This is a genomic window from Campylobacter sp. W0066.1 (genome assembly GCF_024723635.1).
GTDB lineage: Bacteria > Campylobacterota > Campylobacteria > Campylobacterales > Campylobacteraceae > Campylobacter_D > Campylobacter_D lari_C.
In genome coordinates, this window is sequence record NZ_JANQCW010000001.1 from 41,199 (window position 1) to 61,557 (window position 20,359).

19 protein-coding genes and 1 tRNA gene are annotated in these 20,359 nt (G+C 30.2%); 2 read left to right on the forward strand and 18 right to left on the reverse strand.

Features of this window, described 5'->3' with window-relative positions; all coding sequences use genetic code 11:
- Positions 1-21: 21 nt before the first annotated feature.
- The 18 genes from CAMP18497_RS00185 to CAMP18497_RS00270 all read right to left on the reverse strand — a co-directional run bounded on the left by CAMP18497_RS00185 (position 22) and on the right by CAMP18497_RS00270 (position 18,402).
- Positions 22-111 (reverse strand) — tRNA-Ser (locus CAMP18497_RS00185).
- A gap of 49 nt (positions 112-160) precedes the next feature.
- A complete protein-coding gene (locus CAMP18497_RS00190) occupies positions 161-715 on the reverse strand; it encodes a hypothetical protein (protein ID WP_337212048.1) in 555 nt (184 codons plus the stop codon).
- 63 nt (positions 716-778) lie between these two features.
- Positions 779-1,489, reverse strand: a complete 711-nt coding sequence (gene pssA, locus CAMP18497_RS00195) for a CDP-diacylglycerol--serine O-phosphatidyltransferase (protein WP_264273933.1) — start codon at positions 1,487-1,489, stop codon at positions 779-781.
- Complete coding sequence (locus tag CAMP18497_RS00200) at positions 1,486-2,103, reverse strand: phosphatidylserine decarboxylase (protein ID WP_337212049.1); 618 nt, start codon at positions 2,101-2,103, stop codon at positions 1,486-1,488. Before CAMP18497_RS00200 ends, pssA begins: the two co-directional genes overlap by 4 nt.
- Positions 2,103-4,025, reverse strand: coding sequence for an ATP-dependent zinc metalloprotease FtsH (gene ftsH / locus CAMP18497_RS00205; protein ID WP_337212050.1), 1,923 nt, complete (start codon positions 4,023-4,025; stop codon positions 2,103-2,105). The genes CAMP18497_RS00200 and ftsH overlap by 1 nt, the downstream gene beginning before the upstream one ends.
- The gene (locus CAMP18497_RS00210; RefSeq protein WP_337212051.1) at positions 4,025-4,861 is read right to left on the reverse strand and encodes a 50S ribosomal protein L11 methyltransferase; all 837 of its coding nucleotides are present in this window, start codon (positions 4,859-4,861) and stop codon (positions 4,025-4,027) included. The genes ftsH and CAMP18497_RS00210 overlap by 1 nt, the downstream gene beginning before the upstream one ends.
- Before the next feature lie 12 nt (positions 4,862-4,873).
- The gene (locus CAMP18497_RS00215; RefSeq protein ID WP_039619063.1) at positions 4,874-5,251 is read right to left on the reverse strand and encodes a chemotaxis response regulator CheY; all 378 of its coding nucleotides are present in this window, start codon (positions 5,249-5,251) and stop codon (positions 4,874-4,876) included.
- 111 nt (positions 5,252-5,362) lie between these two features.
- Positions 5,363-7,126, reverse strand: coding sequence for a UDP-N-acetylglucosamine 4,6-dehydratase (configuration-retaining) (pglF, locus tag CAMP18497_RS00220; RefSeq protein ID WP_337212052.1), 1,764 nt, complete (start codon positions 7,124-7,126; stop codon positions 5,363-5,365).
- A gap of 1 nt (position 7,127) precedes the next feature.
- The gene (gene pglE / locus CAMP18497_RS00225; protein ID WP_039628859.1) at positions 7,128-8,288 is read right to left on the reverse strand and encodes a UDP-N-acetylbacillosamine transaminase; all 1,161 of its coding nucleotides are present in this window, start codon (positions 8,286-8,288) and stop codon (positions 7,128-7,130) included.
- Complete coding sequence (pglD, locus tag CAMP18497_RS00230; RefSeq protein ID WP_263695618.1) at positions 8,285-8,881, reverse strand: UDP-N-acetylbacillosamine N-acetyltransferase; 597 nt, start codon at positions 8,879-8,881, stop codon at positions 8,285-8,287. Before pglD ends, pglE begins: the two co-directional genes overlap by 4 nt.
- Positions 8,868-9,470, reverse strand: coding sequence for an undecaprenyl phosphate N,N'-diacetylbacillosamine 1-phosphate transferase (gene pglC, locus CAMP18497_RS00235; RefSeq protein WP_337212053.1), 603 nt, complete (start codon positions 9,468-9,470; stop codon positions 8,868-8,870). The genes pglD and pglC overlap by 14 nt, the downstream gene beginning before the upstream one ends.
- Positions 9,463-10,590 (reverse strand): N,N'-diacetylbacillosaminyl-diphospho-undecaprenol alpha-1,3-N-acetylgalactosaminyltransferase, encoded by a 1,128-nt coding sequence (gene pglA, locus CAMP18497_RS00240; protein WP_337212054.1) that lies wholly within the window; start codon positions 10,588-10,590, stop codon positions 9,463-9,465. Before pglA ends, pglC begins: the two co-directional genes overlap by 8 nt.
- The gene (pglB, locus tag CAMP18497_RS00245; protein ID WP_337212055.1) at positions 10,587-12,725 is read right to left on the reverse strand and encodes an undecaprenyl-diphosphooligosaccharide--protein glycotransferase; all 2,139 of its coding nucleotides are present in this window, start codon (positions 12,723-12,725) and stop codon (positions 10,587-10,589) included. Before pglB ends, pglA begins: the two co-directional genes overlap by 4 nt.
- A gap of 1 nt (position 12,726) precedes the next feature.
- Positions 12,727-13,827, reverse strand: a complete 1,101-nt coding sequence (pglJ, locus tag CAMP18497_RS00250) for an N-acetylgalactosamine-N,N'-diacetylbacillosaminyl-diphospho-undecaprenol 4-alpha-N-acetylgalactosaminyltransferase (protein WP_337212056.1) — start codon at positions 13,825-13,827, stop codon at positions 12,727-12,729.
- 1 nt (position 13,828) lies between these two features.
- Positions 13,829-14,893, reverse strand: a complete 1,065-nt coding sequence (pglH, locus tag CAMP18497_RS00255; RefSeq protein WP_337212057.1) for a GalNAc-alpha-(1->4)-GalNAc-alpha-(1->3)-diNAcBac-PP-undecaprenol alpha-1,4-N-acetyl-D-galactosaminyltransferase — start codon at positions 14,891-14,893, stop codon at positions 13,829-13,831.
- Positions 14,890-16,584: a BC-type lipopolysaccharide transporter PglK gene (gene pglK / locus CAMP18497_RS00260; RefSeq protein WP_337212058.1), complete on the reverse strand. Its 1,695-nt coding sequence runs from the start codon at positions 16,582-16,584 to the stop codon at positions 14,890-14,892. The genes pglH and pglK overlap by 4 nt, the downstream gene beginning before the upstream one ends.
- Positions 16,578-17,564: a UDP-glucose 4-epimerase GalE gene (galE, locus tag CAMP18497_RS00265; protein WP_337212059.1), complete on the reverse strand. Its 987-nt coding sequence runs from the start codon at positions 17,562-17,564 to the stop codon at positions 16,578-16,580. Before galE ends, pglK begins: the two co-directional genes overlap by 7 nt.
- A gap of 58 nt (positions 17,565-17,622) precedes the next feature.
- Positions 17,623-18,402: a 3'-5' exonuclease gene (locus CAMP18497_RS00270; protein WP_337212060.1), complete on the reverse strand. Its 780-nt coding sequence runs from the start codon at positions 18,400-18,402 to the stop codon at positions 17,623-17,625.
- 66 nt (positions 18,403-18,468) lie between these two features.
- Between CAMP18497_RS00270 and waaC the strand changes: the two genes are divergently transcribed.
- Together waaC and CAMP18497_RS00280 are read left to right on the forward strand one after the other, a co-directional pair.
- Positions 18,469-19,488 (forward strand): lipopolysaccharide heptosyltransferase I, encoded by a 1,020-nt coding sequence (gene waaC, locus CAMP18497_RS00275; protein ID WP_337212061.1) that lies wholly within the window; start codon positions 18,469-18,471, stop codon positions 19,486-19,488.
- Complete coding sequence (locus tag CAMP18497_RS00280; protein WP_337212062.1) at positions 19,485-20,357, forward strand: lipid A biosynthesis lauroyl acyltransferase; 873 nt, start codon at positions 19,485-19,487, stop codon at positions 20,355-20,357. Before waaC ends, CAMP18497_RS00280 begins: the two co-directional genes overlap by 4 nt.
- The last annotated feature ends 2 nt before the right edge of the window (positions 20,358-20,359 follow it).

Here is a 20,359-nt window from a genome sequence, read left to right on the forward strand (position 1 = left end):
AAGGAAATGAATTTTATAAGGTGGCGGACAGAGAGGGATTTGAACCCTCGAGACCCGTTAAGATCTGCACCCTTAGCAGGGGTGTGGTTTCAGCCACTCACCCATCTGTCCGTATTAAAAGGGAAAGTATATCTTATTGTTTATAAGATATACCTTAAATTTATACACTAAGATAAGCTATGATTAAAGTTATAACAAAACCAGCACCTAAAACTGCGATTTGTTTGCCTCTGTCTTTGCGTATAGCTATAATAGTGATTAAAAGTCCTGAAATATAAAGGATTATCATAGCAAGCGCAAAAGCTAACCCAGCCACAGAAAAATACCACATACCTTTATCTTTATGAAGCAAAATCATATTGCCAAGTAAGCTTCTTTCTTTTGTGATGATTTCATAGTTATTTTCATCTATTTTAATAATACTTGCAGTATAGCTTATAGTGCCAAGCTCTATACCATCACCTTTTTTGTTAAGTTTTGGTTCTAAAGATGAAGGAAGTTTTAAGTTATTTTTCTTTAAAAAATCAATTAAAAATTCAGCTTCAGCACCTTCTTGGATAATGGCTTGAACTTTTTGACTTTGAATTTTAGCTCCACTTTCTCCATCATAACCAGCTATATAGGCAAAACCAGTAACAGCATATAAAAATGCTAGTGGCAAGAAAAATAAGCTAATGTAAATGTGAATTTGTCTGAATAATTTGTTTTTATTCATTTTTTACTCCTTTTTGAAAATAATGAAAAGTATATTATCAAAAAGTGAAGCGAAAATAAAATTTTAATCTTTTTTAAATTTACGGGCTAGAGTAAAAAAGCTTCGTATAATTCCATAAAGCACATATAAACTTGCAACGATTAACGCACTTTCTAAAAAATACAAATAAAGCATTGAAAATAAGATTACTAAAAGGATTAATACTTTTAAAACATTTGCACGTTTTAAATCGATTTTTTTAAAGCTTGGATATCTTATATTGCTTACCATTAAAAAAGCTAAAAGCATTTGAATACATACTATCATTAAAGAAAAATCATGCAAAAAATCGTAATATAAATAAGCGCTTACCCATAAAGCGCTTACAACTGCTGCTGTTGGTATAGGAAGTCCTATAAAAACTGAAGGTTCATAAGTACCTGTGGTGACATTAAATCTTGCTAAGCGTATAGCGCCAAAAACTACAAATAAGCCTGCTATCAAGGAACCAAAACGACCATATTCATAACCTATGCTCATATAAAAAAGCATGGCAGGTGCTACGCCAAAGGCTATTAGATCTGCTAGCGAGTCAAACTCAACTCCAAATTTAGAAGTTGAATTTGTAGCTCTTGCAACGCGACCATCTAAACCATCACAAATTAATGATAAAATGATATAAATTAATGCTTTATCAAAGTTTTGATTAATAGAAGCAATCACTGAAATAATGCCTAAAAATATGGAAGCAGCTGTAAAAAGATTAGGTAAAATATAAATTAGTTTAAAATTCATGGATTTAAATATCCTATCAATGCACCAATGCGTACTTTGTCATTTTCATTTACGCAAATTCTAGTATCTTTTGGAAGTAATAAACTCACATTACCATCAAACATAAAACCTATATTTTGTCCATGGTTTAAATGATGACCAAAATCATCAATATGAGCTTTTCTATTTAAAGCACCAAAAATGATACGTAATGCCCATTGTTTGCTCTTAGAATGAGCTAAAAATAACATTCTTTCACCCATTAAATTTGTATTTTTCATAAATGGACATAAAAAAAGTCCGTGTCTTAGCCTAGTTTCTTCTATATCCATATCAAGTGGAGCTATGATATTGCCTTGATGAATGATATTGTTTATAATTTGTACTTCTATACATTCGCCAAGCTCTTTATATGAGCTTGTTTTAATGCTTTTTATTTTTCCTTCTATGGGAGCTATGATAGTATTTGGATCTGCTATATAATCGATTTTACTAGTTCTAAAAAGACAAACAAAAAGTATAAAAATACACCACAAAAGCCAAGAAAATCCCCATATAAATTGAGCTATTGCAAAAACTATAGCTAGAACTATGAGTAAATTCCAGCCAGCCTTTGCAATAAAATTTGTTTTCATTAGTTATCCTTAGTAGCTTCTTGCTCTTTTTCTTCTAAGCGTGTTGGAAGATTATTTTCTTCTTCATAATTTTTAATAATCTCTCTTACTTTAGCACCATCAATAGTTTCTTCTTCATAGAGTGCTTGTACCATTACTTCTATAGCACCGCTATAAGTTTTTAAAATTTCTTTTACACCCGCATAGCGTTCATCTAAGGTTTTCTTCACATACTCATCTAAATCTTGAGCCATTTTATCAGAATAATCTTTGATAGTTTGTCCACCACTTAAGAAAGTATTTCTTTGTTTTTCAAGCACCATTAAACCTGCGATTTCACTCATGCCATACATAGAAATCATAGCTTTTATGATATCAGTTGCGCGTTCAAGGTCATTGCTTGCACCAGTTGAAATTTCTTTAATGAAAATTTCTTCAGCTGCACGCCCACCTAAAAGTACATCAACTTCAGCTAAAAGCTCGTGTTTTTGCATTAAAAATTTATTTTCTTCAGGGGTATTAAGCGTATATCCTAAAGCTGCTAAACCACGCGGTATAACAGAAACTTTACTTACTTTTTTAGCACCTTTTGTGGTTTCAGCAATTAAGGCATGGCCGCATTCATGATAAGTTACGATTTTTTTCTCTTTATCATTAATTCTACGTGATTTTTTCTCAAGTCCTGCTATAGCTCTTTCTACTGCTTCAACTAAGTCTTTTTGTTCTACATGTTTTTTAGAATCTCTACCTGCAAGTAAAGCTGCTTCGTTAATGATATTTGCTAAATCAGCACCCGCAAGACCTGCTGTTAATCTTGCGATATCTTCTACCTTTACTTCAGGCGAAATTTTAACATCTTTCATATGAACTTTTAAAATATCACATCTACCTTTAAAATCAGGCTTATCTACTAAAACTTGTCTATCAAAACGTCCCGGTCTAAGTAATGCCGCATCAAGTACTTCAGGACGGTTTGTCGCTGCTAGTACGATTACTGGTGAGCTTTCAGTACCAAAGCCATCCATTTCTGCTAGAAGTTGATTTAAAGTTTGCTCTCTTTCATCATTTCCGCCCATCATGCCACTTGCAGCACGGGATTTACCTATAGCATCAATTTCATCTATAAATACAATAGCCGGAGCTTCTTTTTTAGCATTTTCAAATAAATCTCTAACCCTACTAGCACCAACACCCACAAACATTTCTATAAAAGATGAACCTGAGACGCTAAAAAATGGTACATCAGCTTCGCCTGCCACTGCTTTTGCAAGTAAAGTTTTACCCGTACCTGGAGGGCCTACAAGCAAAAGTCCTTTTGGAATTTTTGCTCCAAGATTGATATATCTTTCAGGATATTTTAGAAAATCAACAATTTCTTTAACCTCTTCTTTTGCTTCCTCAACACCTGCAACATCATTGAATTTAACTTTTGGTTTTTCTGAATTTACAAGTTTTTTAGAGCTTCCTATACCAAGTATAGATCCGCCCATATTTTTTTGCATACGAGAGGCTAAAAACATCCATATACCAAAGAAAATAAATACCGGTAAAACCCAAGAAAGCAAGATATCTATAAACCAATTACTTTCATTAAAAGCTCCATAAGAAACGCCTTTTGAATCAAGTAAAGGCACAAAAGTAGCATCATTTGGAACTTTTTTAGTAATATATACCATATTTCCTGCTTTAGACACAGCTTTTATGGTGGTTTGGCCTATATTAACTTGGGCAATTTGATTATTTTCAATTAGAGTTTTTAATTCAGAATAAGTAACTTTTTTAGTATTTTCTCCGCCCATAATACCCATACTACCATCATCTGAAAATCCTTTAAATAAAAGAATCATCACAATGGCAAAAATAGCGAAAATAAAAATAGGGTTTTTATTGAAAAAGCTATTATTGCTTGGATTATCTTTTGGTTCGTTTGGTTTTTTATTCATTATTTTGTTTCCTTTTTGTAAGCTAAACTCAACCACTCTCCTTTGTGTTTGTATTCTAACAAAGTCAAATCTTTGAATTTATCTTTAATTCTTTCTTCGTATTTGTTTAAAATACCAGATAAGATTAAAATTCCACCTTCTTTGGTTTTTTCTTTAAGATCTTTTTCTAGTATGATTAAAATATCGGCAATGATATTTGCCACAACTATATCATATTTATGTAAGCTTTTATTAATAGAACCTACCCAAATATCATCAAAGCTAACTTGATTTAATTTTGCATTTTCCTTGCTTGCAACTATAGCTAGCTCATCTGTATCGCAAGCTTGCACTTTAGCTCCAAGCTTTGCCATGATGATACTTAAAATCCCACTTCCACAGCCTACATCTAAACAAAATTTGGAATCATCTGTGTATTTTTGTAAAAATTCTATACAAGTATAAGTACTTTCATGATGTCCTGAGCCAAAAGCTAGGGCAGGATCTATAATGATATTGATTTTATCTTGCATAGGTTTTTGCCAAGTCGTGTGAATATGGATTTTGTCAATAGTTAAAGCTTGTATGCCTTTTTTATACTCTTCTATCCAGTTTTTATTTTCTTTTTTTTCTAAAGTAGAATGAAAATAAATCTTAGTGTTAAATTTTTCACATAATTTTTGATGAAAATTTTGTAAGGCTATTTGAATGAGTTCTATATCTTCTTCTGATCGTATATAAATGCCATCGTTTTTTTCTTCTATGGCGTCTATATCTAGAGAAAAAATAAGATCAAGGAATAAATCTAAATATTCCTTGTCTGTTTGAAAAAAAAGTTCGTAATAATGTGTTTGCATAAAAACTTATAATTAGCCTTCGTTTGTTCCTAAAACATCTTCAAGTTTTTCTTTTAATACTTGAGGTGTAAAAGGTTTTACGATATAGTTATTTACACCTGCTTTTAAGGCTGTAATAACTTCTGCCTTACCACCTTCTGTAGTTACCATGATAATAGGCATATCAGCGTATTTTTCTTCTGCTCTTACTTTTTTTACTAGTTCTAAGCCGTTCATTTCAGGCATATTCCAGTCGGTAATTAAAATTTTAATATCATCATTTTGTGAAAGTAAATCCCAAGCTTCAACTCCATGTTCAGCTTCTAAAACATCTTTATGACCTAATCTTACAAGAGTGTTTTTGATTATTCTTCTCATGGTAGAACTATCATCAACTACTAATAACTTCACTTTTTTTCCTTTATTTCGATGTAATTACATAAGTGTAATTGTATCGTTTTTATTTTTATTAATCAATTAAAAGTATATATTATACCATTTTAAAATAAAATTAGAATTTAATCACTCTCCATTTTTATTGTGATTAAATTCAGGCACAATTTCCTTTAAAACTTTTGCAGGATCTGTGCTTTGGAGTAATTTTTCTATTTCTTGATTTAAAATTTTTAAATCTTTAATTTCGCTAGTGGTAACAAAAATACTTTCATATTGAGTTTTTAAATCATCTTCATGGATTAGAAGTTCTTCATAAAGTTTTTCACCTTTTCTAAGTCCAGTGATTTTAATTTCTAATTTTTTATTAGAAAGCAAAAGCATTTTTTTAGCCAAATCCATGATTTTAACAGGCTCACCCATATCAAGTACAAATAACTCCCCGCCTTTTGCAATAGCAGCAGCTTGTAAAACAAGTTGCACAGCCTCATCCACAAGCATAAAATAACGTACTATATCAGGATGAGTAAGAGTAAGTGGCTCATTAGCTGCAATTTGAGCTTTAAATTTAGGTATAACACTTCCACTTGATCCTAAAACATTACCAAAACGCACACAAGCTACTTCAAAATTTTCACAACTTGAACTTAGTGCATAAAGCTCACAAATTCTTTTTGTACAACCCATGATATTAGTTGGTCTTACAGCTTTATCAGTACTTATCATAACAAATTTGGCAACCTTGTAAGTTTTTGCAAGATCGATTAAATTTTTAGTACCTATGATATTATTTAAAATAGCTGAATGTGGATTTTGCTCACACAAAGGCACGTGTTTATAAGCTGCTGCATGTAAAACCAAATCTATGTTTTTTTCTTGTAAAAGTTTTTCTAGAGCTTCTTTGTCTAATATACTCATCATAATAGGTTCAATTTTTTCTTTATGCAAGCTTAATTCTTCATTGATTTTATATAAATTATACTCGCTATGATCAAGCATGATTAAGTGTTTTGCGCCAAATTTAATGCATTGTTTGCAAAGCTCGCTTCCTATAGTCCCGCCAGCCCCACTAACTAAAACTACTTTATCTTTGATAAAATCAATCACGCAAGCATTATCTAAATCTTTTGGCTTGCGTGCTAATAAATCTTCGATGCTTATATCTCTTGCTTCATTTTGTGTAAAAGAAAAAAGTTTTATATCATTAATCCCATAAGCAATAAGCTCATCAAAAAGCTTTTTGAGTTCTTCTTGCTCAAGTTTTAAAGCAATGATAGCAGTATGAATACCTTCAGCGGTATATTTTCTAATGACTTCTTTTTCTTCAACTATAAATTTATCACAATAAGTACCTATTAAATTTTTACGCTCATCTACCACAGCTACAGGAAAAAGTCCTAAGCTCCCTTCTTTGGCTCCTTTTAATAAATGCAAAGCCTTTGAAGTGGCACCAACTACTATACAAGGATGTTCTTCATTATATTTTGGCTTTCTAAAATCAACTATCATTCTTTTGCTTATACGCAAACTTCCAATTAACATACAAGATAAAACAAAGTCTATTCCTATAACGCTTCTTGGAAAAGGATTAAAAAAATCATCATAAAAATAATAAATTGCTAAAAATACAAGTTCAGCTAAAGCTAAAGCGATAACTAATTTACGTGCCTCATTAAGTGAAAAAAATCTCCAAGCAACTTGATAAATTTTAAAAAAAGCTAGAAAAATGATTTTAAGTAAAATCAAAATCACCGCACTTTTAAACATACCTTCATAAAATTCACTCGGGATGTCTGCACTAAAGCGTAAAGAAAAAGACAAATAAATACTTATAACAAAAAGTAAAATATCAGCGCCTAGGAAAAAACCTAAGCGTTTGCTTTTATAATCCATCTTAGTCCTTTAAGGTGTTTAAGATTAAAGTAGAAACTTCTTCTACATCAGCTTTACTCATAGTAGTTGCACTTGGAAGGCAAATTCCATTGCTAAAGAAAAACTCACTATTGCCATTTAAGTAAGCATCGCAACCTTTATAAAGTTCTTGTAAATGCATTGGTTTCCAAAGTGGACGACTTTCGATTTTATTATCTTTTAAAACTTGTATGATTTTTAAAATTTTATCTTGAATTTGAACATTTTTATTTTCACATATACAATGTTTTTCATAAGTATTAAGTTTATTTAAATCAAAATCAAGTAAAGCAGTACTTAGCCAGCGATTTGACTTGGTATTTTCAAGTTCATCTAAAAAAGTAAAGGTGCCACTTAAAAATTCTTTATACCAGCTATAAATTTCACGCTTTTTACTTACTCTTTCTTCTAAAACTTCCATTTGAGCAGTGCCGATTGCACCTAAGATATTACTCATTCTATAATTATAGCCATATTCTTTATGCTCATAATGAAGGCAATTTTCTCTAGCTTGAGTGCTATAAAATCTTGCTTTTTCAAGATTAGCATGATTTTCACTCACAAGCATACCACCACCGCCTGTTGTGATGATTTTATTACCATTAAAAGAATATACTCCAAAATCCCCAAAAGTACCTAAAGCTTTATTTTTGTAAAAACTTCCCAAAGCTTCAGCAGCATCTTCGATTAAAAAAATCTCATTTTCTTTACAAATTTGGACAATCTCATCCATTTTAGAAGCATTACCATAAAGGTGTGTTAAAATGAGAGCTTTTGGCTTTTTAGGGCTTTCTTTGATAGCTTTTTTTAATAAATTTACATCTAAATTATAAGTTTCATCACAATCAATAAACACAGGCGTAGCATTCATGTAAGAAATAGGCGCTACTGAAGCAATAAAAGTAAAACTTGAAGCTAAAACCACATCACCCTCTTTGATACCCAAAACTCTTAAAGCTAAATGAATAGCTGCAGTGGCTGCATTTAGAGCAAGTGCGTTAGAACTTTTTGTATAATCTTTAATACTTTGTTCTAAGGCATTAACAAATTCACCCAAAGGTGCTATATAATTACTTTCAAAAGCTTTGTGTATGTATTCTAATTCTTTTCCACTCATATGTGGTGCTGATAGAAAAAATCTCATTTTACCTCCTTTATTTTCTTAGCAGGAACTCCAGCATAAATGCCTTTAGAAGTTAAGTTTTTAACTACAACTGCTCCTGCGCCTAAAGTTATATCATCATTTAAACTCATACAAGGAATAACGCTTGAATTAACTCCCAAAAAACAACGCTTTCCTATTTTTACATTTCCTGTTAGTTTAACTCCAACGCTAATATGGCTAAACTCATCTACAAAACATTCATGCTCAATCACACAGGCAGTATTTAAAATCACACCTTTTGCAATGCTAGCTTTAGCATTAACTACGACATTTGGCATGATTAAAATACCCTCATCATCTAAAAAAGCACTTGGGCTAATAATAGCACTTTTGTGTATCAAATTTACTAATCTAAATCCATCATCTTTTGCTTTTTTGAAAAGTTTTTCTCTAATAGAGTTTGCGCCAATAGCAATAAACATATCATGTTTTTCTAAGTTGGAGTGATATTTTAAGCCTTTATTATCATCTAAAAAGATGATTTTTTCATACCCTAAATTTCTAGCCACATCAGCACAGACTAAACCATGCCCACTAGAACCATATATATAAATACTTTTAGTTGTGTCCATTGAATTTATCCGTTGTAGCTACTCCTTCTTTATTAACCCCACTTCTTTTTAAAACTTTAACAATGGTCATAAAAAAGATTTTAAGATCAAATAAAAAAGAGCAATTTTGCACATATTCTACATCATATTTAAATTTTTGCTCCCAAGAAATAGCATTGCGTCCATTAATCTGTGCCCAACCTGTAATGCCCGGTCTTACATCGTGGCGTTTTTTTTGCTCTTGATTGTATAAGGGTAAGTATTCTACAAGTAAAGGTCTTGGGCCTATGAAGCTCATATCGCCTTTTAATACATTAAAAAGTTGTGGTAATTCATCCAAGCTCAAGCTTCTAACTAGCTTACCAAAAGGCTTTAGGCGTAATGCATCAGGAAGTAATTCTCCATTTTCATCGGTTTCATCACTCATAGTTTTAAATTTATAAATATAAAAAATTTTTTCATTTAATCCTGGTCTTGCTTGTTTAAAAAGCACACTTCCTTGAACGATTTTTAAAACAATACCGATAAGCACTATAAAGGGTAAAAAAATAATCAATAAAATCAAAGCCAAAAAAAAGTCAAAAACACGCTTTAAACCATTTTTATACATTTGTAAAACCCCTATAAAAATCAAGATATTTCAAAGCTATGATATTTTCATCATAATTTTGCGCTCTAAGAAAAGCATTTTGTGCTAAAGTATTTTTTAGTTTTTCATCTTCTAATAAAACTGCGATTTTTTCAGCTAAATCTTTACTATCTTTACATTTACAAATTAAACCATCTATGGCATTATCCACTGCCTCAATGCAACCCTCAGCATCACTTACAACACATGCTTTTTTGCAAGCTTGTGCTTCTAAAACCGTTCTTGGATAGCCTTCTTTATAGCTTGGTAAAACAAAAATATCGCATAAATTTAATAAATGTGCAATATCACTTCTTGCGCCAAGATAAAAAACATCATTTGAGTTTAAAAATTCTAATGGTGCACAAGATTTATTATCATCTCTTCCACCCACTAAAACAAAATTTGCCTTATCTTTTAAAATTTGGCTTGCTTCATAAAATTCTTTAATACCTTTATGCCAAAGCGCTCTTGAAATCATTAAAACGATAGGCTTATTGGGCATATTGTGTTCTTTTAAAAAAGCTTGTTTTTCTTCTGTGTTAATTTTTAAAGGTAAAAATTGTTTTAAATTTAGTCCTACGGATTTGATGATTTTGATTTTTTCTTCTTTTAAGCCTAAATTTTTCATAAATAAAGCATTGCTTTCATTGACAAAAATAAAACCATTAGCAAGTTTAAAAGAAATTTTATAAAGTAAATTAATGCTCATTCTTACTAATTTGCTTTTAAAATCATCATCTATATAAAAACTTCCTAAGCCTTCAACCAAACCAAAAGTGTATTTAATGCCCGCCATTTTAGCTGCTATGATACCTGTTGTATTGCTTTTGTGAGCACTTGTTTGTAAAAGATCTAAATTTAAACTTTTGAGTGTATTTTTTAAACTAAGTAGATTTTTAAAAACAATCAAAGGATTGACACTTGATCTAGCTAAATCATAAAAACAAACCTTATAGCCTAGCTCTTGTAACTTAATAGCAAAATCATCTTTTGGAGTGATGATTATAACTTCATGATTATTTTTTTCTAAAGCCCTAATGAGTGCAAGACGAAAATAATACACACTCATTGCACTATGGGTTAAAATTCCTATTTTCATCTTTTTAGCCTATAAATTTTTGCTCTTGCATCATTAGTGACTTGCTCAAATAAATCTTGATCATATTGATTTAATAAAAACATTTGTATATAAGCACTATTATAAAGACTTTCATCTAAAATCACAAAGCTTTTGTATTCTCTTAAAAAGAGCAAATAAATTTGAGCTTTTGAATCAATTTCATTGTAATAAAATTTGCCATTAGTGATGGATTCTATATCCACAAAAGCTTTTAAAGGTATACTTGCACCTTCTACTTTTAAGGCTCTAAAATCATTAATAATTTCTACTCCATTATCAAGCATAACAGAACCTGTGGTTTTATCTTGAGCTATAGCATTAGCTTGGGAGAAAAATAAACTTTTTTCTTGCTCTCCATTGTCAGGATTTGTATTTGCAAATTGTGCTACCACGGGCATGATACGCAACATTCTATAAGGCATGTAAATATATACATCTCTAGTTTTATTGGTATCAAATTTAAAATCTTTATCATTTAAACTTTCTAAAAAATCTTTAGCACTTGTTTGGTTATAATCTCTTACCATAGCTTTTAAAACATCAGGATAATTTTCTTTGAAAGATTTTTCAGTGTATTCTACGCTAAGTCTTGCCATGTTAGCTGCTGGAATTTGTTCTTTACTTAAGACAAAAGATGAGAAAAAATTATCTTTTCCTAGGTGTTTTCCACCATCGATTAAGGTTTTTACATCGCTATAATAGCGTATTGGATAACCATAATCCCACCAAGCAACGACATAATCTTCTCTTTGAGCTTTATTTTTTAAATCATTTAAAATACTAGCTTCATAAGAAGTAAAAACAGTAGAGGATTTATAATAATAAATATGCATCAAAGCAGGGCTTATGCTAAAAAATGCAATAAGTATGAGTAAGATATTTTTATTTCTTAGACTAAGTTTGATTTGTTTTTTTTCTAAAAAATTAAAAAAAGCATATAAAAAATACCCAAAACCCAAAGCCATCACAGGAACTGCATAAATGGTAAATCTAAGTCCAGCTCTTAAAGCCATAAAACCTAGTGCAAGCATAGGTAGAGCTAAAAGCATGCTTTTATGATCTTTACAAAGTAAGATAAAACCTATAAAAGAAAGGATAAATACTAAAACACTAGAGCTAATTCTTTGCATAAATACTTCAGGATTGATAGTATTTACTTCCATAATAGTTTCATTAACATTAAAATACATAAAGGCAGCATCTTTTAAATTTTGCACATCAGAAGCTTTAAAAACATAAAATTTAAGTTGATATAAAACAGGATCTAAACCACCACTTAAATGTAATATCAAAATGCTAATAAAAATCAAAGCCCAAATCATATAAAAATTAATTTTTTCTTCTTTAAAAGCAAAAATAGCAAATAATAATACAATCAAAGCAAGTTTATATTGCCATGCTAGCATACTTAAAGCTATGATCATCAAAGCAATAGCTAGATAAAAAATCTTTTCTTTTCTATGAAATACTAAAGTATAAAGTCCAAAAAGTCCTATCATAGCAAAATTTAAAGAATAGCTTGATGGATACCACCATAAATAAATCATAATGAAAACCGGACTTAAAAGTAGGGTGAAAATGTCTTTATTAATAGTTAAGCGTATAAAAGTAAGTAAAATAAGCATTGGTAAAACTAATACTAGCATATCAGTATCATAATACCCACTCATAGTGCGGTTGTAATAACTATTTGCAATGCTTCCAAGCAAGGCTGCTATAAAACCATAAGTAGTGAGTTTATACTCTCTTGCGATTAATATAATAGGCACAACAATCAAAGAAGCAAAAAAAGTACTCATATATAAAATAATACTTTCAAAGCTAAAAGGCAAAATACTATAAAGCCAATAAGTCAAAGTAGAAAGTGAGCTTCCAAAATAAGATAAGTCATTAGGTTGATGAAAACCTGCTATCATATCTCTTGCACCTTCTGCAAAAGCATAACCATCATTAGTAGTAATCATGAGTTGATCATTAAAGAAAAACTCATAAAACTCACTTGCCCAAGCTACCCAGTATAATCTACACAAAACACTAAAAGCAAAGGCTATAAGGATTAAAATACAGGTATATTTTATAGAATTATTATCCGTGAAATTTTGTCGTAGTTTCATTTTATGCCTTGTTGAAAAATTCAAATAATTGCTTTGCTATGCTAATTTTATCAAATTCTTTTGCACGTAAAAAAGCCTTTTGTCTATATGAAGCTTTTAATGCTTCATCATTACACATTTTTTCTAAGCCTTCTTGCATGGCTTTTTCATCATCTACTTTTACTAAAAGTCCAAACTCATCATCTAAAAATAGCTCCCTTGCACCGCTTTTATGATCAGTGCAAAGCACGGCAGTATTGCAAGCTAGGCATTCGATTAAAACATTAGAAAAACCTTCAAAACTTGAAGCAAAAGCAAAAAAGTCACATTTACTCATGTATTTATAAGGATTTTTATCAAAACCTAGTAAAAAGACTTTGTCTTTTAAATTTAAAGTTTCTATTAAAGCTAAAAGTTCATCTTTTAAAATACCCTCGCCTAAAATGACTAATTTTAAATCAGTTTTAACTTTTGCATAAGCTCTTATAAGCATAGCATGATTTTTACCATGATCAAGTCTGCCAACACTTAGTATAAAAGGATCTTTAAAGTCTATTTCTTCTTTAGATTTTTCTATAATGTTTTCTAAATCTATGGCATTGTATAAAATATCGCATTTTTTAGCCTCTATATTGAAATTTTGTATTAAATCTTCTTTATTTCCTATAGAATTTGCTAAGATTAAATCTGCTTTATTGTAAAGTTTTTTAATAAGAAATTTATTGATAAAAGAATTTAGATTATTATGCTTGTAAATCACACTTGGAGTAGTACATTCATTGATAATAAGGGTTGATTCAAGTCCTAGGGATTTTGCCATTAAAGCAATATAATTAGGTCTATTTAATAATACAAATTGTAAATTGATTTTTAAATCTTCGCAAAGCTTTTTGTATTTCATAGCTAGCAAGGGTAGTTTTAAAAATTTAGCTAAATTACTTTCGCTTGGATTTGATTTTTCAAGGTAGTGGATATTAACCTCAGGAATGTCATAGGATATTTTATCATTCATTAAAATCAAATGTACTTCATATTTTAAATTTAACACAGGTAATAGCGTAGATACAACTCTTTCAGCACCACCGCTTCCTAAAGAATAAATAAAAATTGCTAGTTTTTTCATGTTAAACCCTTACTTCTTTGATTAAATCAAGCCATTTTTGTGCTACATTGGCCACTTCATAATCTTTACATCGCTGCTGTGCATTAAGCGCTAGTGTTTTTCTTAAATTTTCATCTTGCATTAAAAGGGCGAGTTTTTCGCTTAAAGCCTTTTCATCATCTAAATCTACTAAAAATCCATCTTTTCCATCATCAATTAAATCTTTATGGCCGCTTGTGTATTTAGTGCTAATGCGTGCTACTTGATAATATAAACTTTCAAGTAAAACCGTTGGCAAGCCTTCTATGAAAGAGCAAAGGCAGATTATTTTTGCTTTTTTATAAAGCTCTTGCATATTTTCAACTTTACCTAAAAAATTAACTTTGATATTTAATTTCATAGCTTCTTGTTCTAAATCTTGTCTTAATTCTCCATCGCCTGCTATGAAAAAATTGTATTGTTTTTGTAAATTTGTATCTAGCCTTGCTATGGCTTTTAAAAACATAGAAGCATTTTTATTATGATCAAGTCTGCCTACGAAAATGACATTATTTTCTTTTTCTAAATTTTCTTTAATGGGGCTAAAATGACAAGGATTTGGCATATTGATAACTTTTTTAACAAAGTTTTCATAATAATTTTTATCATCATTACTTAGCACGGTTAGAGCATTTGCATGAGGAAAACTTATACGGCGTAAAAATTTCCAAATTTTAGATTTTAAATAAGTATAAGAGCTATGCTCGCTAATGATTAAAGGTGTATTGGAACCTTTATTTGCCCAAATGCAAGCGATGTTAGTGGTATCTAAAAATGAGATAAAAACATCGCTTTTATGATCTTTAAGTGCTTGTTTTAAGGCTTTGAGTTTTTTAATGCGTGAGGCTATTTTATTATAAAGAGTGGAAAAGTCAAACTGCTCTAGGGTAAAAAGTTTGATTTTTGGATCAAGCTTGTAAAAAGAGTCTTCTTTGTGAAATTTAATAATATTTATTTCATGATTTTTACAAAGCTCATTAGCTAAAGTGACCAATACTCTTTCAGCACCACCTGAATTTAAAGTAGCTATGATGAAAGTGATTTTCATACTTGCTCCTTTAAATGCCCATGATTTACTTCAAATACTCTATCGCAACCTTGTATGGTTGAAAGTCTATGAGCTATGATGATGAGGGTTTTATCTTTTGAAATTTTATAGATTTCTTCCATGATTTTTGCTTCACTTTCTTGATCAAGAGCACTAGTTGCTTCATCTAAAACTAAAATTTCAGGCTGTTGATAAAGCGCTCTTGCTATGGCTATTCTTTGTCTTTGACCCCCACTTAAAAACGAACCTGAATCACCTACCTTAGTATGCACTCCATCTTCAAGTGAATTTACAAAGTTTTCAAGATTAGCTTGTTTGATTACCTTATGCAAAAGTGCTTCATCTACTTCTTCTCCAAAGCTAATATTTTTAGCAATAGAATCATTAAAAAGATAAATTTGTTGAGGTATGTAGCCAATTTTACTTCTAAAACTTTTTATATTGCTCTCATCAAGCTTAATTCCATCTACAAATATAGCTCCATCGCTTGGTTTTAAAAGCCCTATGATAAGATCGACTAAAGTGCTTTTACCACTTCCACTTTTACCTATAAAAGCTATTTTTTCATTTTTCTTAAGCTCAAAATTTAAATTTTTAAATAAATTTTTCTTACCCTTATAAGCAAAGAAAAGATTTTTCAAAACGATTTTTTCTTTAAATTCAATACTTTTATCGCCTAGTTTTTCTTCTTTTTCATTGAGCATGTTATAAATAATATCTAAAGAGTTTTTATAATATGTGATTTCATTATAACTTGTGATAATACGATTAGCACTTGGCATAAGCCTATAAAGAGCTACTACGAAAATGGTGATAGTTGCTAAGATAGAGGAAATATCACTTTCATATCTTAAAACTAAATATACCACAATAAAACAAAGCATACAAAAACCTATACCTTCAAGGTAAATTCTAGGAATACTTGACATGCTTTCATTGCTAATATTTGCTTTGGCAAAAAGCCCACTTTGAGTTTCATAAAGCTTTTGTGTGCTTTGTTCTTTGGTTTTGAGTTTGATGATTTTAAGATTGTTTAAATTTGCATTTAAAATTTCAAAATAATTTTTCATCGCCTCTTCTCTAACTATGGAAGCTTTTTTTACCAAGGGTGAAAGAATTTTGATCAAAATAAAAGCATTTAAAAGTAAAAAAGCACTTAAAGCTAGGGTGATTTTATAGTTGATAATTAGCAATAAAGTATAAAGCAAAAACACCACAAAGCTTTCACTTAACATAAGCAAAAAAGCACTAATTAAAGTACTTAAGTGAAATACTTCTTGAGTGATGGTTTTTAAAAGTTCTGATTGATTTTTATTAGTAAAATTCTCATATTCAAGATGTAAGTATTTATCAAAAATACGACAAGCAAGGCTGTGATACCGCCCTTTAGAAAAACGCGCAAGCAAATGAAAATAAAAGGCATTTAAAAAGGCTCTAAAAATATAAAAGGCGATTAATATACAGCCAAAATAAGCAATAATCTTATAACTTGGTAAATTTAAATACTCATATATAGGTTGAAAATAGGAGCTTTTTTCTAAAAGCTCAAAATTACTCGCCACTGATACAAAAGGCATGATTAAAGAAATAGCAAAGCTTTCTATAAATCCTATAAAAATAGAAAAAATTAGTAAAGCAAATAAAAATTTCTTATCATGAGCATTGAGTATAAAAAAAAGTTTTTTTAACACTGTTTTTCCCACTCATAAGCACTTTTGCAGATTAATTCTAAATCATCATATTTTGGTTTCCAATTAGTTAGAGTTTTGATTTTATCCGCATTTGAAATAAGCACAGAAGGATCCCCAGCTCTTTTTGGTGCAAGTTCTACTGTGAAATCCACCCCACTTACTTTTTTCATAGTTTCAATAACTTCTTTTACGCTAAAACCGTGTCCATATCCTACATTAAAAATATTACTTTCATTGTTTTCTAGGTATTCTAAAGCAGCTAAATGCGCACTTGAAATATCATCAACATGGATAAAATCTCTAATACAAGTGCCATCTTTAGTATTATAATCATCGCCAAAAATATAAAGCTTTTCTCTTTTTCCTGTGGCTACTTCAGCAGCAACCTTGATAAGCAAAGTAGCTTTTGGATAGCGTTGACCTATAGGATAACTCATGCAAGCACCTGCTACATTGAAGTATCTTAAAATGCAGTATTTAAATTCAGGATTTGCCATATTAGCATCTTGTAGGACTTTTTCACTCATAAGCTTGCTTTGTCCATAAGGATTAATCGGTGCTAATGGACTTTGCTCATCTACGATAGGAGTTTGTGGCTCTCCATAAGTTGCTGCGGTTGAAGAAAAGATGAATTTTTTCACACCTATTTCTAAACAAGTTTGGATTAAGTTGCTTGTGTTTGCGGTATTGTTCATATAGTATTTTAAAGGATTTTCCATACTTTCAGGAACTTCAATACTAGCTGCAAAATGCACAATCGCATCAAATTTTTCTTCTTTGAAAAGTTTTTTAATCCCAGCATAATCGCTTAAATCTTGCTCAAAAAACTTAAAAGGTCTGATTTTAGAAAGTTCATCTAAACTTTTTTTGCTACCTTTTGAAAGATTATCTAATACACAAATTTCATGATTTGTTTCTAAAAATTGTTTTAAAGTATGAGAGCCTATGTATCCTGCGCCACCGGTGATTAAAATTTTCATTTTTATCCTTTTTGTGATATTTAATAATAGTTATTTTAATATACTTTTCTTAATTAATTTAAAACTTACTCTTTTCTTTTTCTATGGCCTCTAAAAATGGCTTTTGATAGCTTTTATCGCTATGTTTTTGCAAAAGCTCTTCTTTGAAATTTTCTAAAATATTAAGATAATCTTCTTGGGTTAAATTAGCTTTGATGAGTTCGTATTTTAAAAATAGCATATAGGTGTTTAACACATCGCTTTCACAGTATTCGTGAATTTTTTCTAATTTGTTTTGATAAAAAAGTTCTAATACTTCATTTCCATGCACATCATACTTTCCAGGAAGTCCTATCATAGCACAAAGTGTGTCAAGTTTTAAGCCTTTTTGCCCAAAACTTCCTAAAGATTCTAATAAATCACAATGTTTATTTTCTACAAATTTGCTTTTGTAGTTATTCCATTTATCGCTTGCATCTAAATAAGCACTTGCGTTGATATTGTATTTTAATGCTCTTATAACAAGCAAAGGCATGTCATAGCTTTTACCATTAAAACTTACAAGGCGGGGTTGGTGTTTATCTATGAAGTTAAAAAACTCTTCTAGTATTTGCTTTTCATTTTCACCTTTGATTTTATTGACTTTGATGAAATTTCCAAATTTATCTGCAATCACTGCACAAATGCTTATAACTTTATGAAAAGGCAGGGGTAAAAATTCACTTCCGCTTTCTTCTTTTTGTCTTTCTAAAGCTTGCTTGCTAATGCTTAAATCATCGCCATTAAAATCATAAAGATGTTTTATCAATTCTACATCAGGAATGCTCTCACAATCAAAAACGCAAATATATTCTTGCATGATAAACCTTTTTTTAAAAAAATCTTTGTTAAAATCATAACAGAAAATTTAAAAATAAAGTAGCATATGAAAATAGGTTTGGTTAAGTTATCCGCACTTGGAGATATCATCCATGCGGTAATTGTTTTACAATTTATTAAAAAGCATTATCCTAAGGCGAGTATTGATTGGTTTGTAGATGCAAGATTTGCAGGATTATTGCAAGATCATCCAATGATCAATGAAGTTTATGCCCTGCCTTTAAAAGATAGAAAATTCAAAGAAGTTTTTGCTATGCTTTTTGAAGCAAGACAAAACAAATATGATGTTGTGATTGACTTGCAAGGTTTGATTAAATCTGCTTTGGTAAGTAAATTTTTATGTGCCAATACTTTTGGTTTTGATCAAGAAAGTATAAAAGAGAGCTTTGCGAGCAATTTTTATACGCATAAATTTGCGTGTAATTATGAAGAAAATATTATCGTGCGTAATCTTTCTTTGGTAGCTTATGTATTAAATGAACATTTTGATCATAGCGATATAGAGTTAAAACAAAGTTGTTTTAGCGTAGATGATGAGTTAAAAGAAAGCTTAGAACAAAGGCTTTCTTTAAGTGAAAGTGCGCCAAATATACTCATACATATAGGCTCATCTATGCCTAATAAAATTTACCCAAAAGAGCGTTTGATACTACTTTGCAGAATACTTTTAGAGTATTTTACTAGTGCAAAAATCATGCTTGGTTGGGGTAATGTTAATGAGTTTAATTTTGCTAAAGATATAGTTTTAAATTTAAAGCATTTGAAAATAGAACTTGCTCCAAAATTAAGCTTAAGTGAGCTTTGTGCTTTAACTAAGGCAAGTGATTTGATTATCGGAAATGATAGCGGGCCTACTCATTTAGCCTTTGCGCTAAACAAGCCTTCTATAACGATTTTTGGTGCTACTCCTAGTCAAAGAAATGCTTATGAAACAAATATCAATAAAACAATCAATGCAGGTAAAAAAATACTGCATTCAAAGCATATAGATAAGAGTGATTTTTGCATACAAAATATCGATGAAAAAGATATTTTTAAACTTGCTTGTGAGCTTTTAGAAAAATGATAAATTATGTATATCTAAGCCTTTTTTATATATTAAAAGCTCTTGTGAAGATTTTACCTTCAAAGCTTTTAAGTTCTTTTGCAAATTTGGTTGCTTTAATCACTTATAAGTTAAATCATAAACACCGCAAAATCATTGACGCAAACTTAAAAATTTGCTTTCCTGGAAAAGATCAAAAATGGCGTGATGAAACTAGTCTTAATATCTATAAAAATTTTGCTAAATTTGGGATTGATTTTATCAAAAATCAAAATGCAAGCAAAGAAGAAATCATCAATAAAATTTGCTTTGATGATGAGGAGCAAATTTTAAATATAATGCAAAGTAAAAGACCCTTGATTGTAACTACGGCTCATTATGGTAACTGGGAACTTTTAGCTTTATCTTTTGGGGCTAAATTTCAAGGAATTTCCATAGTTGGAAGAGCGCTTGATAGCGTGATAATGGATAAAATTTTAAGTAAAAATCGTACGCAATTTAACATAGAGCTTATAGAAAAAAAAGGCGGGCTTAAAAAAATGCTAAAAGCCTTAAAAGAAGGTAGATCGCTTGGAATTTTAACCGATCAAGATGCGGTGGATAGTGAAAGTGTAAAAATACAATATTTTAATCAAGAAGTAAATTTTATAGCAGGTGCAAGTGTGCTTGCTAAAAAAACAAATGCTATGATTTTACCTTGTTTTGTGTATCAAAAAGATGAGAAATTTTTTGTAAAAACTTTTAAGGCTTTAGACGCAAGTAAGGCAAGTGTAGAAGAGCTTACTAAGTATCAGGCAAAGTGTTGTGAAGAGATGATTAAATTTAAACCTGATGAGTATTTTTTCTTTCATAAGAGATTTAAAAGATATAATCATGAGTTGTATTTATAGGA